This window comes from Paraburkholderia sp. WS6 (assembly GCF_030464835.1).
GTDB lineage: Bacteria > Pseudomonadota > Gammaproteobacteria > Burkholderiales > Burkholderiaceae > Paraburkholderia > Paraburkholderia madseniana.
The window spans coordinates 1-14,936 of the sequence record NZ_JALQCK010000081.1 but is presented as its reverse complement, the minus strand read 5'-3'; the positions used below and the strand labels follow the sequence as shown (position 1 = coordinate 14,936).

15 protein-coding genes are annotated in these 14,936 nt (G+C 61.0%); 9 read left to right on the top strand and 6 right to left on the bottom strand.

Going from position 1 to position 14,936, the window contains the following annotated elements:
* Positions 1 to 68: 68 nt before the first annotated feature.
* The 6 genes from M0D64_RS43865 to M0D64_RS43840 all read left to right on the top strand — a co-directional run bounded on the left by M0D64_RS43865 (position 69) and on the right by M0D64_RS43840 (position 6,448).
* Entirely contained in the window at positions 69 to 1,223 is a 1,155-nt protein-coding gene (locus M0D64_RS43865) for a cation:proton antiporter (protein WP_266262173.1), read from the top strand.
* A gap of 152 nt (positions 1,224 to 1,375) precedes the next feature.
* Entirely contained in the window at positions 1,376 to 2,491 is a 1,116-nt protein-coding gene (locus tag M0D64_RS43860) for a YbdK family carboxylate-amine ligase (protein ID WP_097390782.1), read from the top strand.
* Between the two features lie 536 nt (positions 2,492 to 3,027).
* Positions 3,028 to 3,666: a MarR family winged helix-turn-helix transcriptional regulator gene (locus M0D64_RS43855; RefSeq protein WP_154558747.1), complete on the top strand. Its 639-nt coding sequence runs from the start codon at positions 3,028 to 3,030 to the stop codon at positions 3,664 to 3,666.
* 128 nt (positions 3,667 to 3,794) lie between these two features.
* Positions 3,795 to 4,508, top strand: coding sequence for a glutamine amidotransferase (locus M0D64_RS43850; RefSeq protein ID WP_266262172.1), 714 nt, complete (start codon positions 3,795 to 3,797; stop codon positions 4,506 to 4,508).
* A gap of 73 nt (positions 4,509 to 4,581) precedes the next feature.
* Positions 4,582 to 5,694, top strand: coding sequence for an NADH:flavin oxidoreductase/NADH oxidase (locus M0D64_RS43845; protein WP_154558745.1), 1,113 nt, complete (start codon positions 4,582 to 4,584; stop codon positions 5,692 to 5,694).
* Between the two features lie 220 nt (positions 5,695 to 5,914).
* Complete coding sequence (locus M0D64_RS43840) at positions 5,915 to 6,448, top strand: SET domain-containing protein (RefSeq protein WP_154558744.1); 534 nt, start codon at positions 5,915 to 5,917, stop codon at positions 6,446 to 6,448.
* Between the two features lie 72 nt (positions 6,449 to 6,520).
* Here the strand turns inward: M0D64_RS43840 and M0D64_RS43835 are convergent, their stop codons facing one another.
* A complete protein-coding gene (locus M0D64_RS43835) occupies positions 6,521 to 8,023 on the bottom strand; it encodes a sensor histidine kinase (protein WP_154558743.1) in 1,503 nt (500 codons plus the stop codon).
* Positions 8,024 to 8,166: 143 nt separating this feature from the next.
* Positions 8,167 to 8,853 (bottom strand): response regulator transcription factor, encoded by a 687-nt coding sequence (locus M0D64_RS43830; RefSeq protein WP_028197606.1) that lies wholly within the window; start codon positions 8,851 to 8,853, stop codon positions 8,167 to 8,169.
* A gap of 173 nt (positions 8,854 to 9,026) precedes the next feature.
* On the opposite strand from M0D64_RS43830, the gene M0D64_RS43825 reads away from it, so the two are divergent.
* Entirely contained in the window at positions 9,027 to 9,251 is a 225-nt protein-coding gene (locus M0D64_RS43825) for a DUF3717 domain-containing protein (protein ID WP_054042765.1), read from the top strand.
* Between the two features lie 94 nt (positions 9,252 to 9,345).
* On the opposite strand, the gene M0D64_RS43820 is transcribed toward M0D64_RS43825, so the two are convergent.
* Both M0D64_RS43820 and phhA read right to left on the bottom strand, forming a co-directional pair.
* Positions 9,346 to 9,690 (bottom strand): 4a-hydroxytetrahydrobiopterin dehydratase, encoded by a 345-nt coding sequence (locus tag M0D64_RS43820; RefSeq protein WP_266238879.1) that lies wholly within the window; start codon positions 9,688 to 9,690, stop codon positions 9,346 to 9,348.
* A gap of 49 nt (positions 9,691 to 9,739) precedes the next feature.
* Positions 9,740 to 10,630, bottom strand: coding sequence for a phenylalanine 4-monooxygenase (gene phhA / locus M0D64_RS43815; RefSeq protein ID WP_154558741.1), 891 nt, complete (start codon positions 10,628 to 10,630; stop codon positions 9,740 to 9,742).
* A 148-nt stretch (positions 10,631 to 10,778) separates the two neighbouring features.
* On the opposite strand from phhA, the gene M0D64_RS43810 reads away from it, so the two are divergent.
* On the top strand, positions 10,779 to 11,270 hold the full coding sequence (locus M0D64_RS43810; protein ID WP_054042727.1) for an Lrp/AsnC family transcriptional regulator: 492 nt from the start codon (positions 10,779 to 10,781) through the stop codon (positions 11,268 to 11,270).
* An 89-nt stretch (positions 11,271 to 11,359) separates the two neighbouring features.
* On the opposite strand, the gene M0D64_RS43805 is transcribed toward M0D64_RS43810, so the two are convergent.
* Together M0D64_RS43805 and M0D64_RS43800 are read right to left on the bottom strand one after the other, a co-directional pair.
* Positions 11,360 to 11,896, bottom strand: a complete 537-nt coding sequence (locus tag M0D64_RS43805) for a class IV adenylate cyclase (protein ID WP_154558740.1) — start codon at positions 11,894 to 11,896, stop codon at positions 11,360 to 11,362.
* A 374-nt stretch (positions 11,897 to 12,270) separates the two neighbouring features.
* Positions 12,271 to 13,170, bottom strand: a complete 900-nt coding sequence (locus tag M0D64_RS43800) for a LysR family transcriptional regulator (protein WP_154558739.1) — start codon at positions 13,168 to 13,170, stop codon at positions 12,271 to 12,273.
* 133 nt (positions 13,171 to 13,303) lie between these two features.
* On the opposite strand from M0D64_RS43800, the gene M0D64_RS43795 reads away from it, so the two are divergent.
* Positions 13,304 to 14,842, top strand: coding sequence for a CoA-acylating methylmalonate-semialdehyde dehydrogenase (locus M0D64_RS43795; RefSeq protein ID WP_266262171.1), 1,539 nt, complete (start codon positions 13,304 to 13,306; stop codon positions 14,840 to 14,842).
* Positions 14,843 to 14,936: the final 94 nt, after the last annotated feature.

Sequence of the window (14,936 nt, the reverse complement as noted above, 5' to 3'; positions counted from 1 at the left end):
GGACGTGAACAGCAGGAACGTTAACACACGGGGGATAAAGTTAACAGCCCTGACTCACACCCGACGCCATTTTTTGGGCTGGTCTTGCATTGCTCGCCGCGGGTCTGTGCGGTGAACTGTGCTACCGCGCATGGCGTTTGCCGCGCATTTCCGGGTATGCGGTCATTGGCCTGGTAGCCGGCGCAGCCGGTTTCGGCGTGATCGACGCTGATTCCGCGAGCGCCGCGCGGCCTTTGCTCGACGTAGCGCTCGGTTTGTTGTTATTCGAACTGGGCAGCCGGCTCGATTTGCGCTGGATTCGCCGCAATCCCTGGCTGATTCTGTCGAGCGTCGCGGAAGCCACGCTGACGTTCGCACTGGTTTTGCCGGTTTTGCTGTTCCTGAAGGTGCCGCTGATGGTGGCAACGGTGCTCGCCGCGATTGCCATGGCGACTTCGCCGGCAATGGTGATCCAGCTCAAAACCGAGCTGCGCGCGGAAGGCCAGGTCACGCAACGGTTGTTGACCCTTACCGCGCTGAACAGCATGTACGCGGTGGTGATCGAAAAACTGGTCTCGAGCTGGTTGCATCAGGAGGTTTACGGCAACGTCTACGCCACGATTCTGCAGCCGCTTTATTTGCTGGTCGGCTCGCTCGTGCTGGCCTATCTGCTGGCGCGCACCTGCACGTTTTTTTACCGTCGTCTGAACATGCAGGACGAGCATTCGTTCGTCGCGCTGTTCGGCCTCGTGCTGCTGGCCATTGCGGTGGCGCATGTGTTCAAGCTTTCCACCATTCTCGCGTTGCTGGCCGCGGGCATCATCGTGAAGAATCTTGAAGCGCGTCCGCAGTTGTGGCCGGAACATTTCGGCACGGCCGGCTGGTTGTTGACCGTGATTCTGTTCGTGCTGACGCTCACTTCGTTCGAATGGAAAGACATCGCGCTTGGCGGTGTCGCGGCGCTGGGTCTGATTGTTGCGCGTCTGGTCGCGAAACTGGTGGGCGTGATGGCCTTCGCCAAGCCGAGTGGCTTGAACTGGAAGCAGGGCATGGCGCTCGGTTTGTCGTTATCGCCCATGTCGGCGCTTGCGTACCTGCTCGTCGACGATACCTACAACCTTTATCCGAATTTCGATCCGCAACTGCGCGCGATCGTGATGTGTTCAATTTTCGTGCTGCAGATTCTCGGGCCGTGGCTCGTGTATCGCAGCCTGGCGCTGGTGGCTGAACGGCGCGAAGAGTAAGCGCACGGTAAGGGCACGCCGCTGTCCGATGCGCTGTCCAATGCTTTACGCGCCTGATTTGCGCGCTTTATCCAACTTATTCGATTCAAAAACGGCCGGGTGTGTGACACAGACATGTGACACACATCGGCCGACCTGACTCTGGGGACGCCATGTCACTCGAACCCTTCATCGATTCGAAACCGTTCACATTCGGTGTCGAACTCGAGATGCAGATCGTCAATACGCACGACTATGATCTGACCAAAGCCGGCTCGGATCTGATGCGCCTCATCAAGGACGAAAAAATTCCCGGCAACATCACGCCGGAAATCACCGAAAGCATGATCGAGCTGTCGACCGGTATCTGCACGACGCATGAACAGGCCGTCACCGATTTGCGCACGATCCGCGACACGCTGGTGTCGGCGGCCGACCGTCTGAACGTCGGCTTGTGCGGCGGCGGCACGCACGCATTCCAGCAATGGAGTGAAAGGCAAATCGTCGATACGCCACGCTTTCAGTATCTTTCCGAGTTGTACGGTTATCTTGCCAAGCAGTTCACGGTGTTCGGCCAGCACGTGCACATCGGCTGTCCGGATCCGAACAGCGCGCTGTATCTGCTGCATTCGATGTCGCGCTTCATCCCGCATTTCATCGCGTTGTCCGCTTCGTCGCCGTTCGTGCAGGGCGTCGACACCGGTTTTCATTCGGCACGACTGAATTCCGTGTTCGCGTTCCCGCTGTCGGGCCGTGCGCCCTTCGTGTTGACGTGGGATAGCTTCGAGGAATATTTCTCGAAGATGGTCCACACCGGCGTGGTCAACAGCATGAAGGATTTTTACTGGGACATCCGGCCGAAGCCCGGTTTCGGCACGATCGAAGTACGCGTGATGGATACGCCGTTTTCGGTGGATCGCGCCGCGGCGATTGCCTGCTACATCCAGACGCTTGCCCGGCATCTGCTGCTCGACAAGCCGATCACGCCGAAGGAAGACGATTACCTCGTCTACACGTTCAACCGCTTCGAAGCATGCCGCTTCGGTCTGGCCGGCAACTGCATCAATCCGCAAACGAGCGAACGCAAGACGATTTCCGAAGACATCCTCGAAACGCTGGATCTGATTGCACCGCACGCCGAAGCATTGGGTTCGGGCAACGCGCTCGCCGAAATCGGTGCGATTGCGCGCGGTCAGGTCAACGACGCGACGTGGCTGCGGGGCGTTTTCGAGCAGGAAAAGTCCTTGCATGAAGCTGTCAGACAGCAGTGTCTGCAGTGGCGAGCCTAGCCAGATAGAGGATTGCTTACGTTAAACCGTAAGGAAGACCCGCCTCGTGCGGGTTTTTTTTCGTAAATAAATTTCCAGCTCGCGGGCCTTCAGGTTTTTCTAAAATTTACGTATACAAACGTAGTAGTAGTTAACAAGCATTGCATCTGCCTGTGGACAACTGAATAATTCCCTGAAAAGTCAAAGTGCTACGTAAACCATAACTGGGCTGATCCGAGGCGCATCGATGGCGGTAAACGAGGACAACTTTAGTAAGGAAAGAGGGGGCAAGCTGCTTATCAAGAATTGGCACACAGGCCATCCCCTGTGTTTTCCCATGGTTATCCACAGCTTGCGTTGGATAACTTAGCTGTACGATTGGCCGGTCTCGCATAGAATGTCGTTTCATCTGCCTTTGGCTTGCAAGGCGGTAAATTTTTGAGATAGTAGAAACCGTCTCGTCTGCTTTAGGGCGAGGCCACCCCACACAGGCTACGGGCGTGTTCGGCAGCGGTTCGCCGACATCGCTCGCAAGCTTAATAAACCAAACGAAGATTATGAGCGAAGGCGTATACGGAGAACAGGCAACCGGGCGAGTGACCCACAGCCTATTGCGATTGAGCACGGCCATGCGGAGCCAGGCTTGGGAATGGGCGGAAGGCGCAGGCCTTACGCCGACCCAGGGCGAAATCCTGGTCTTGCTGATGCAACGCAAGGGGCCGATGCGTCTTGGCGAAATTGCCCGCGAAACGGCCCTGACCGCCGCGACCACCAGCGATGCCGTGAGCACGCTCGAGACCAAAGGCCTGGTCGAAAAGCGCCGCGCACTCGACGACGGCCGCGCCCTCGCGGTCCGGCTGACGGCGCGTGGCCGCACGGCCGCGAAGCGCGCTGCGCAATGGCCGGACTTCCTGGCCAAAGCGGTCGGCACGCTGCGTGAGGAAGAACAGACGCTGTTCTATCGCACCCTGCTCAAGACCATCCATCAGTTGGAAGCGCAAGGCACGATTCCGCCGCACCGCATGTGCCTGAGCTGCTCGCACTTCGAGCCGAGCAAGAATCCGAAGAAGACGCCGCATCACTGCGCGCTGCTCGACATGAAGATGTCGGACACGGATCTGCGTCTCGATTGCTCGGTGTACGAAGTGGCCGACGTCGCTACCCAAAAGAAGACCTGGAAGATCTTCGCCCAATAAGGCGGCTTCTCCTGGGACAATCCGCTACACTGCGAAGCCGTGTTCCGGCGGGCGGCGATTGCCGTCCGCCGGCCGGTTCGCGCCGTGTAGCGGCAAGTCTTTAGGCAACCTGAAGGTGGGACAGGCTGATGAATCGGGAAGTTCTGGCCATTCGCCACGTGCACTTCGAGGATCTGGGCAGTCTTGAGCTGGAGCTCGGCGAACGGGGGCGCCCGGTGCGCTATCTCGACGTCGGCGTTGCCCGTATCGAAGCGCCGGACCCGTTTGCCGCATCGCTCATGGTCGTACTCGGCGGCCCGATCAGTGCAACTGACGACGCGCTTTACCCGACGCTCGTCCCGTTGCTCTCCATGATCGAAAAGCGCATCGCCGCCGGTTTGCCGACGCTCGGCATCTGCCTTGGCGCGCAATTGATCGCGCGTGCGCTCGGTGCACGCGTCTACCCCGCGGGCCATACCGAACTCGGCTGGACACCGCTTACGCTCACCGATGCGGGCCGTGCGTCGCCGGTGCGTCATCTGGACGGCGCCCACACGTCGATGCTGCACTGGCACGGCGACACCTTCGACCTGCCCGACAACGCCACACGTCTCGCCTCGACGCCTGCCTGCGAAAACCAGGCGTTCGCCTTGGGCGGCCATGTGCTGGGCCTGCAATGTCATCCGGAGATTCGCGCTGACCGGTTCGAACCCTGGCTGATCGGCAATGCCGGTGAGATCGCCGGCCACGGCATCGACGCGCGGCAGTTGCGGGCCGAGACCGCGCAGTTCGGTCCGGCGCTGGAAGTCGCCGCGCGCCGGATGTTCGGTGAGTGGCTCGATCAGGTCGGGCCGAAACCCTGATCTGCGCGTGCCTGCAGACAATCATCCGCGGTGCTATGCTCGATCGCTCTCGGGTTTCTACTGGGCGTAATCCATGAGCGCGCTTTTTTCCCCGCTCACGCTGCGTAGCGTGACGCTTCCCAATCGTATCGTTGTCTCCCCGATGTGCCAGTATTCCGCCGAACGTGGCGAGGCGACGGCATGGCACATGATCCATCTCGGCAGTCTCGCGTTATCCGGCGCCAGCATGGTGTGCATCGAGGCGACCTCCGTCGAACCGGATGGCCGCATCACGCCGGGCGATCTCGGGCTGTGGGACGACGCTACCGAAGCCGCCCTGAAGCCGGTTCTGGCCGCGATCCGCAAGCATTCGCCGATTCGCGTCGCCATGCAGTTGTCGCATGCAGGGCGCAAGGCGTCGAGCCATGTGCCCTGGGAAGGCGGGCAACTGATTCCGGTGTCGCAAGGTGGCTGGCTGCCACATGCGCCGTCGGCGTTGCCGCACAAGGCGGGTGAAGAGCCGCCGCTTGCTCTCGACACGCCCGCACTGAACCGGATTCGCGAAGCGTTCGCGGCCTCCGCGCGGCGCGCCGCGCGTCTCGGCATCGACGCCCTGGAAGTGCACGCGGCACATGGCTATCTGCTGCACCAGTTTCTGTCGCCGATCGCCAATCAGCGCAGCGACGATTACGGCGGTTCGCTCGAAAACCGTATGCGCTTTCCGCTCGAAATTTTTGACATCGTGCGCGCCGCGTTTCCCGCCGACAAACCGGTTGGCGTGCGCGTCTCGGCGACTGACTGGGTCGAAGGCGGCTGGGCGCTCGAGGACACGATCGCGTTCGCGCAGGAATTGAAAAAGCGCGGCTGCGACTGGATCGACGTGTCGTCCGGCGGTGTTTCGCCATTGCAGAAGATTCCACTTGAGCCGGGCTATCAGATTCCTTTCGCGAGGGCCGTCAAACGGGCAACCGGCCTGACAACCATCGGCGTGGGCCTGATTACCGATCCGCTGCATGCCGAGCAACTCATCGAAGAAGGCGATGCCGATCTGATCGCAATGGCCCGCGCGTTGCTCTACAACCCGCGTTGGCCGTGGCATGCCGCCGCGCAACTCGGCGCGACGGTCGAAGCGCCGCCGCAGTACTGGCGTTCGCAACCGCGCGACCAAAAAGCCCTGTTCGGCGAGATTTCGTTTGGACAACGGTGAAGCTGCCAACGCGCCTTGCGCGCGCACGTCTTATTGACGGTTGAACGAAGCCGTCTTGAGCGTGTAGGATGCCGGATGTGGCGCATGAGCGTCGCAGGTCGACGCGGCGCTCGCAAGGCGCCGCGTTTGCTATCCGCGTCGGAAAAAGCAGCGCGTTAGACGCGTGCATTTCTGACGGCTGCCGGATCTTCACCCCTAGTTCTTCACAAGGATTCATTCAATGAGTTCACGCAGGATCGCCGTGCGCCGTTCGGGTGTGCACGGCAAAGGCGTGTTTGCCATCGAGCCGATTGCGGCCGGCGAACGGCTGATCGAATACAAGGGTGAGCGGATCTCCTGGAAAGAAGCGTTGCGCCGTCATCCGCACAATCCGGACGAACCGAATCACACGTTCTATTTCGCGCTCGACAGCGGCAAGGTGATCGACGGCAAAGTGGACGGCAACAGCGCGCGCTGGATCAACCATTCGTGCGCGCCGAACTGTGAAGCCGAAGAGATCGACGGTCACGTGTACGTGCACGCGCTGCGCGACATCGCCGAGGGTGAGGAAGTCTTTTACGACTACGGCCTCGTCATCGACGCGCGCCAGACCAAGAAGCTCAAGAAGGAATACGAATGCCGCTGCGGGGCGCGCAAGTGCCGCGGCACGATGCTGGCGCCGGCGGAGAAAGAGAAGGGCGCTTCCAGGTCCGACAAAACGGTCAAGACGGTGAAGAAGGCGAAGACGTCCGCGAAAAAAGCGAAGAAGAAATGAAACGCGGGCTGCCTGAGTTGAACGTAAGTGAACTCAAGGCAACCCGTGGCAGTACATTGACGCACTGCAGAGTCACATATCGATCGGCGCCGAGTGCGCCGATTTTTTTGCCGGACGCCGCACTTCGGGATCGACGCCGTGCTGAACGCTGATCGGTATCAGCGGAATACGCACAATAAAGCGCGCACCGCCTTCCGGCGCATCTTCGTAATGCACGCTGCCGTGATGCAGCACCATGATGTCGTGAACGATTGCGAGACCGAGACCGGCGCCGCTATCCACACCGGCGTCGCTCTGACCGTCGCCGCGGAAGAACCGTTTGAACAGGTCGGCTTGCTGCGTGAGCGGCACGCCCGGCCCGTTGTCTTCGACGACGATCTCGGCCATGCGCAGATCGTCGATCACGGTTTGCGACACCGTCACGGTGATGCGACCGCCATCGAAGCGTGAAGGCGGCACGTACTTGAGCGCGTTATCGAGCAGATTGGCGATCACTTCGTGCAGCAGCACGGGATTGCCGCGCGCCATCAGCGGATGATCGTTGCCCGGATCGTCGAGGCGCTGGAAGCCGAGGTCGACGTGAAAAGTCAACGCACGCGGCACCCATTCCGCACCCGTATCGAAAGCGAGTGCGGCCATGTCCACGTTGACGAAACGTGCCGCCTGTTCGCCCGGCTCCGCGCGGGCCAGTGAAAGCAACTGATTCGACAGCCGCACGGCGCGGTCAGCCGCCGCGCGCAGTTCACGGACCGCGGCGAGCGTTTGCTGCGGGTCACGCGCGACCGCGGCCTGCTCCGCGTGCAGCTTGACGGCGGTGAGCGGCGTGCGCAACTGATGCGCGGCGTCGGCGATAAATTTGCGCTGGCCGTCGAGGGCGGTTTTCAGACGATCGAGCAGCGCATTCAACGCGCCGGTAAGCGGCCGGATCTCAACCGGCACATAGGTCTCGTCCACGGGTTCGAGCGACGTGTGGGTCTGCCGGTTCAGCGAGTCCGCGAGATCGGTGAGCGGATTGAGCTGCTGATTGACGACCCGCCACACGATCACCCAGCCCGCCAGCAGCAGCAACAGTAGCGGCATCATGATCGCGACCAGAAACTCGGCGGCGATGCGAAAACGGTGATGCACCGGTTGGCCCACTTCGACGACGATCGGATTGCCGGTCGGCTGGTCGACGCGTACCTGGGCCACGCGCACCGTCACGCCTTCGTGTTGCGTTTCGAAGACGTACGCATAGTGCATGCGCCGTACGCTGGTGCCTTGCAGCGGAAGATTATGGTCGCCGGCGATCTCGGTTTCGCCGTTGCTGATCCGATAAACGAGTTGTTCGACCGGATCGGAGAACATGGCCTGCGCGAGCGGCGGCACCGTCACCTTGGCATCAGGGCCGGCAATCTGGATCTGTTTGGAGATCGCGGTGGCGAGATCGGCGAGCGAGCGGTCGACCACGTGCTGCGTGTATTGCCACGCCAGCCAGTAAGCGATCAGGCCGCTCATCAATGCGAGCAGCGAAAGGGGAGCAGCGAGGCGCCGCAGCAGCGTGCGGCGCAGACTATTGGCGGCCGGCTGGGGCATGATCGAACGCGCGGGAAAGGAGCAACGGCTTAAAGCACCGTGGCACCGTGAAAATTCGCCGGAAGCCGGCGAATTGCGCACTGAGTGCGCGGCGCCGGCCCGGCGCTGTCGGGCCGCAATTCGGATTGCGGCCCTTGCAACGATTATGCGGCCTGACGGATTTCCTGCAACAGGTAACCGAAGCCACGCACCGTGACGATTTCGACACGGCAGTTTTCGAGCTTTTTACGCACCCGGTGCACATAAACTTCGATCGCGGTATCGCCGAGATCGCCGCCGAAGTGCGTCAGATGGTCTTGCAACTGAGCCTTGCTGACCACGCGGCCGTGGCGCAGCAGCAGCATTTCGAGCACCGCGAATTCGCGCGGCGACAGCTCGAGCGGCTTGTCGTCGTTAAAAATGCGGCGATCGACGCCCGACAGACGCACACCGCCCAACGACACTTCCGGGCGCGGCATGTCGCCATGCGGACCGCTGCGGCGCATCACGGCGCGGATGCGCGCTTCGAGTTCGGTGGGTTCGAACGGCTTTAGCATGTAGTCGTCCGCGCCGGAATTCAGGCCTTGCACGCGGTCGTTCAACTCGTCGCGCGCGGTGAGGATAATCACCGGCGTGTGACGATTGCTCTGACGAAAGCGCGCGAGCAGCGTCATGCCGTCGATACCGGGCAGGCCCAGATCGAGAATCACCAGCTCGTGGCGGTTTTGGGTGAGGGCCTGTTCGGCGAAAATGCCGTCATGGACCATGTCGACGGTGAAGCCGGCTTGTTCGAGACTACTTTGGATGCCGCGTGCGATGGGGCGGTCATCTTCGATCAGAAGGAGTCGCATGGATTTCGCTCAAGTACAATGGTTTTAGGCGTTTGGGCAAGCGGTTCGCCGGAGCGCCTGCTGCACAGGCAGTGTGCCGCGTGGCCGTGCCGAACTGGCACCAGGCGGCCACGAAACAGCTGTCGAGCAGCCATGAAGTAGCCATCAAGCAGCCACTGAGCGACCACGAAGTCATGTCCGAGATAACGATCCACGAACTGGAAGCCGCGATCAACTTCTGGCGCGCCCGCTCACCTTCGAGCGGCGACGAACTCGTTCTGTGCAAGGAGGCAAGCGCGCTCTCCAAGCCGTATGCGCTGATGATTGTACAGCGTCAGCAGACGCTATCACCGGATCGTTTAGACGGCTTTGCGAGGCAAGCGTGGGATTCTTACGTGCGCCTTAATAATAGCCTGTAGAACTGAAGGTTTGGGCGCCAGATTGCCTGCAATGCCCTTTCATTACCGTCGAATCGTTCGATCCAGCGTGCGTCAAGGCACCTGATCGCTTGTATTACGCAGTAATACTGTCGATAAATCGGGCCAATTTGATGTCCCGCTCGGTCAAGCCATTAGCCTCGTGCGTCGACAGGGTGATCTCCACCTTGTTGTACACGTTGAACCATTCCGGATGGTGATCCATTTCCTGCGCCTTGATCGCCACGCGCGTCATGAAGCCGAATGCTTCGTTGAAGTCGGCGAACTTGAAGTGGCGCTGGATCGCGTCGCGCCCCGCCACGGCTTGCCAGCCGTGCAGTTCGGCGACCTGAGTGGCGCGTTCTTCGGAAGTCAGTTTGTTAATCATGGTGCTACCTCGTTGATCTGAACAGGCGCGCCGGCAGGCGTGCGCCTCCGCTATTTTTTCACGGATGCAATTAACCTGCTGTCGGCCCGCTCAGGCTGTGTTGTCAGATATCGCCGTCGGCTTGCCAGCCTTCCCGCGAGCCGCGCGTCATCACGCGATCTTGTTCGAGCACGTCGCCTGCCGCGAAAGCCGGCTGCGCGGCGAGACTGGCCAGCAATGGCGCGAAGTCGGTTTGCGCGACGCTGAACAACTGCGCGAAGTCGTCGATCACGAAGTAGGTTTTCTGGAAGGTGTCGATGCGGTAGCGCGTGCGCATCACGCGTTCGAGGTCGAAGTCGAGCCGGTTCGGCGCCGCGCTTTGCTGGCTGTAGAGCGTCTCGCCTTTGCTCGACACGATGCCCGCGCCGTAGATCTTCACGCCGTTCGGACTCGCCGCGTCGCGGATCAGGCCGAACTCGACGGTGTACCAATAGAGCCGGGCGAGCAGCGGCAGGGCGCCGGTATCATTGGCGGCAAGCGCCGCGCGGCCGTACGCGTGCATGTAGTCCGCGAACACCGGATTGATCAGCAGCGGTACGTGGCCGAACAGATCGTGAAAACAGTCCGGTTCCTGCAGATAATCGAGTTGGTCGGGGCGGCGCATCCACCATGTCACGGGAAAACGGCGGTTCGCCAGATGCTCGAAGAACACCTGGTCGGGCACGAGTCCGGGCACGGCAACGATTTGCCAGCCCGTCGCGGGCGTCAGCTTGGCGTTGATTTCGTCGAACGAGGGCACGCGGTCGTGCGGCATGCCGATACAGTCGACTCCTGCCAGAAACTCATCGCACACACGGCCCTTGAGCAACGCAGTCTGGCGTGCATAAAGCTGCTGCCATACAGCGTGGTCGACTGAGCCGTATCGTTCGGTCGGCTGGTCGATGGTGAAGTCGGCGTGGGTTTCGAGGCCGGCGTCGAATTGCTCTTTGAGTTTGGCGGTGTTGGCGGTGGACATGATGCTGCGCGCTCTACGGTGTCTGCGGGTTGAAACGGTGATGCAAGTGTAGAGCGGTAGGCGTGCGGAAAGGGCGCAATGATGGCGTTATGGCGTGTCAATATGCAATAATCGTGCATTAATTGCCGATTCAATGCGGATATCAATCATGTTAGAACTCGATCACTTCGATCTCGCGCTGCTGGACGTGCTTCAGCGCTTCGGCCGGGCGACCCATCAGCAATTGGCTGAGCAGGTGCCGCTGTCACCGTCGCAGATTGGGCGGCGCTTGCAGCGCCTGGAGCAGGTGGGTGTGGTGGACGGTTATCGCGTCGTGCTGCGCCCGGAAAAACTCGGGCTCGGCGTGACGGCGTTTACGAGTCTGAAGTTGAAGCATCACGGCGACTCGATCATCGAGCAATTCCAGCAACAGATCGAGGTGCTGCCGGAAGTACTGGAATGTCACGCGGTGGTCGGCGACGCCGATTATCTGCTGCGCATTGTCGCGCCCGATCTGAATTATCTCTCGACGTTCGTGATGAAGAAGTTGATGCGTGTGCCGGGCGTCGACAGTGTGCGCTCCAATATCGTGTTGACCACGTTCAAGCGCAATGGGCCGTTGCCGCTCGGTCATCTGTCGCCGGGGGCGGCAGCCGCTTGATGCAGGGGCTTCCCGGACTTTCTGGTGTTTGGGGTCTTCGGGGCCGCGGTTCCATGATTGACGTCGCCGCGGCCCGTGATGCTTAAGTTTTACGCAGCCTGCTTCGGGTTGGTGTCCGGGCTCAACAAATCCACATAGGCCACGGCCACCAGATCCGATTCCGGTACGCCGAGGGTCTGGAACATCGCATGTGCTTCGGCGTGGCCGCCTTCTTCGTCGTCGTCCTGAGCCAGCAGCACTTCGAGTTCGACGAAGTCGCCGAGGCCATCGACCCGGTCCAGATGGATCCGCGTACGTCCAGTCAGATAAACGTGACGTTCCTTCGTGACGATGCCACGCGTGGTTAGCGCCGTGGCGAGCAGCGCGTGCATCGCTTCAGGGTTGGTCACCGGGCTGCGCGTGTAATACGACGCCTTCGGACCGTCGCGGTCGTCGCGCTGGTAGAAGATCAGTTCGGCCGGCGTGCCGTCGTCGAACTGGCGCAGCTTCAGGCGGCCACGCGGCACGTCGTAGAAAAAGTCCTGCTGGCGGAAGATCAGCGGCGCGTCCGGCGCAAGCTTCGCGGCGCGTTCGCGCAGTTGTTCGAAATGCTGGGCGCGGGCTTTGATTTCAATGTTGCGTGCCATGTCAGGCTCCTGTCGAAGGATGGCGTGGTCGGCAGCTTCCGGTGTTGCCGGGGCGAAGCTGCCGGGAAGGACGAAGTCAGACGGAACAGAAACGATGCGGGGCCGGCGCGTGAGCGCGAACCCTCAATCTAACAAAAAGTGCGTGACGGTGTGGTTTCAGATGACGGGGCCAGAAAATGTGGGCTTCGAGGCGAACCTCGATGGACCGCCAGCGAGGGTGCTCCGCTTGCGCCACCAGCCGAAAGCGGTCTGCGAGGAAACGCGACGAGATGACGATCGGTCGCATGGTGCATGGCTGTCATGAGAACAGCTCATATCGCCCTTGCGGTTGTGGTGCCCTCAGGCATGGTTCCATGCCGACCTTCATGCAATCTTCAAGTCGCCCATTGCTGCTCGATCAGCTTCAACGCCGCTGCAATTGCCGGTTCGTCCTTCCGCTCGGCGAGCGTAATGAAGCTGAGCTGGGTCGGCACGGTGACGCCTTCGACGATGGTCAACGCGTGGGCATGCGCTTCGGCGATCGCGGTGGCATCGCGCGCGAGCGTCAGACCGACACCTGACTTGACCAGATCGAGCATCGACGGCTCCTGATCCACTTCTGCCACCTTAACCGGTTTGACGCCGGCCTCACCAAAGCAGCGCGACAGCAACCTATTGTGGGCGGACGCGGGCGGCGTCCAGATCCACGGCAGTGCGGCGAGCGAACGCCAGTCGCGCGCGCCCTTCACGCGATCTTTCCATCCTGCCGGCGCCAGCACGCGGTACTGGAAGTGCGTGAGCGTGACGGCATGAAAGGTGGCGCCGTCGCGGGCATCGTCATCGGCTGGAAGGCCTATGTAGTAACCCACATCCAGTTCACCCGCACGAACCTGTTCGAGCACCCACCCCGACATCCCGTGGCGTAAGGCCGTCTCGATGCGCGGCCAGGTTTCCACCAGTTGCTTGAGAAAGCCGCCGAGGCGCAGAAACGCCGGGTCGAGAATCGTGCCGATCCGCAAACGGCCGCGCACTTCGTGGCGCAGCGACGCCGCCGCACGCTGCACGTCGCTCGCGGCGCCCAGCGCGCGTTCGGCGTGGGGCAACAGGGCCTGACCGTCGCGTGTCAGCGAAAGCCCGTGCGAGGTCCGCGTGAACAGTGTCACGCCGAGCGTCTCCTGCAAATGCTTGATTTGCAGGCTGACGGCAGGTTGGGTCAGGTGAAGCTGCACCGCGGCACGCGTGAGGTTGCCCTCGCGTGCGACGGTGACGAACGCCCGTAGCAGAGTCAGGTCCATATCCTGATATTAGCTCGGCTTATAGCGCAGTTGAGCATTACTCATTGGATTTGTCGCCCCGAAGCGCCGTACGCTTGCGTTCATCAAGCCGTTCGCGGTGGGCGGAAGACCTTCATAGGAAGAGGACAAGAAAATGAGCGAGACATATCAGGACGAGACTGTCCGGAGCGAGACGAGCGCACGCGCGCTGACCCATTTCATTAATGGCAAGACGGTCGACGGTACGAGCGGCCGCTTCGGCGACGTCTTCAATCCCGCGCTTGGCAGCGTGAGCGCACGCGTGCCGCTGGCAAGCGTCGCTGAAGTGGATGCGGCGGTTGCTGCCGCCAGTGCTGCGTTTCCTGCATGGAGCGAAACCGCGCCGATCAAGCGGGCGCGTGTGCTGTTCAAGTTCAAGGAATTGCTCGACCGTCACCATGACGAACTGGCGGAGTTGATCACGCGTGAGCACGGCAAGGTTTTTTCCGATGCGAAGGGCGAGGTGATGCGCGGCATCGAGATCGTCGAGTTTGCGTGCGGCATTCCGAATCTGCTGAAGACCGACTTCACCGACCAGATCGGCGGCGGCATCGACAACTGGAATCTGCGTCAGCCGCTGGGCGTGGTCGCCGGCGTCACGCCGTTCAATTTCCCGATGATGGTGCCGTGCTGGATGTTCCCGGTGGCGATCGCATGCGGCAACACGTTTGTGCTGAAGCCATCGGAGCGTGATCCGTCGGCATCGAACCGTCTAGCTGAATTGTTCAAGGAAGCCGGTTTGCCGGACGGCGTGTTCAACGTCGTGCATGGCGACAAGGTGGCGGTGGATGCGCTGCTCGTGCATCCCGAGGTGAGCGCGTTGTCGTTTGTCGGTTCGACGCCGATTGCCGAATACATCTATACGGAAGGCACGAAGCACGGCAAGCGCGTGCAGGCTTTGGGCGGGGCGAAGAATCACCTCGTGGTGATGCCGGATGCGGATCTCGATCAGGCTGTCGATGCATTGATTGGCGCTGCCTACGGTTCCGCTGGCGAGCGGTGCATGGCGATTTCGGTGGCGGTTGCGGTCGGGCATATTGCCGATGAATTGATCGAGCGACTGACACCGCGGGTGAAGAGCCTGAAGATTCTGAACGGTATGAAATCGGAAGCCGAGATGGGGCCGTTGGTGACGGCGGCGCATCGCCAGAGAGTGGCGGGTTATATCGATGCGGGCGTTGCGGCTGGTGCGAAGCTGGTGGTCGATGGGCGTGGCCATCAGGTGGCCGGACATGAGAAGGGGTTCTTTCTTGGCGGCACGTTGTTCGATGATGTTTCGACCGATATGAAGATTTATCGCGAGGAGATTTTCGGTCCGGTGTTGTGCGTTGTGCGGGTGCCGGATTTTGCTTCTGCTGTTGAGCTGATTAACGCTAACGAGTTTGCTAATGGGGTGTCGTTGTTTACCTCCGACGGTGGCGTGGCTCGGGCGTTTTCGCGGCAGATCCAGATTGGGATGGTGGGGATTAATGTGCCGATTCCTGTGCCTATGGCGTGGCATTCTTTTGGTGGGTGGAAGAAGTCCCTCTTCGGGGATCACCATGCGTATGGGGAAGAAGGTGTGCGCTTCTACACGCGCTATAAAAGCATCATGCAGAGGTGGCCGGATAGCATCGCCAAGGGGGCTGAGTTCACTATGCCAGTGGCCAAATAGCCGTTTTTGCCTGTTCGGCGCTTGTTGTCAGTGTTCTTGGGGTGTTGGCCTTTCCTTGTTTTGTTAGTGGTCTATTAGCGTTGCCCCTGTGCGG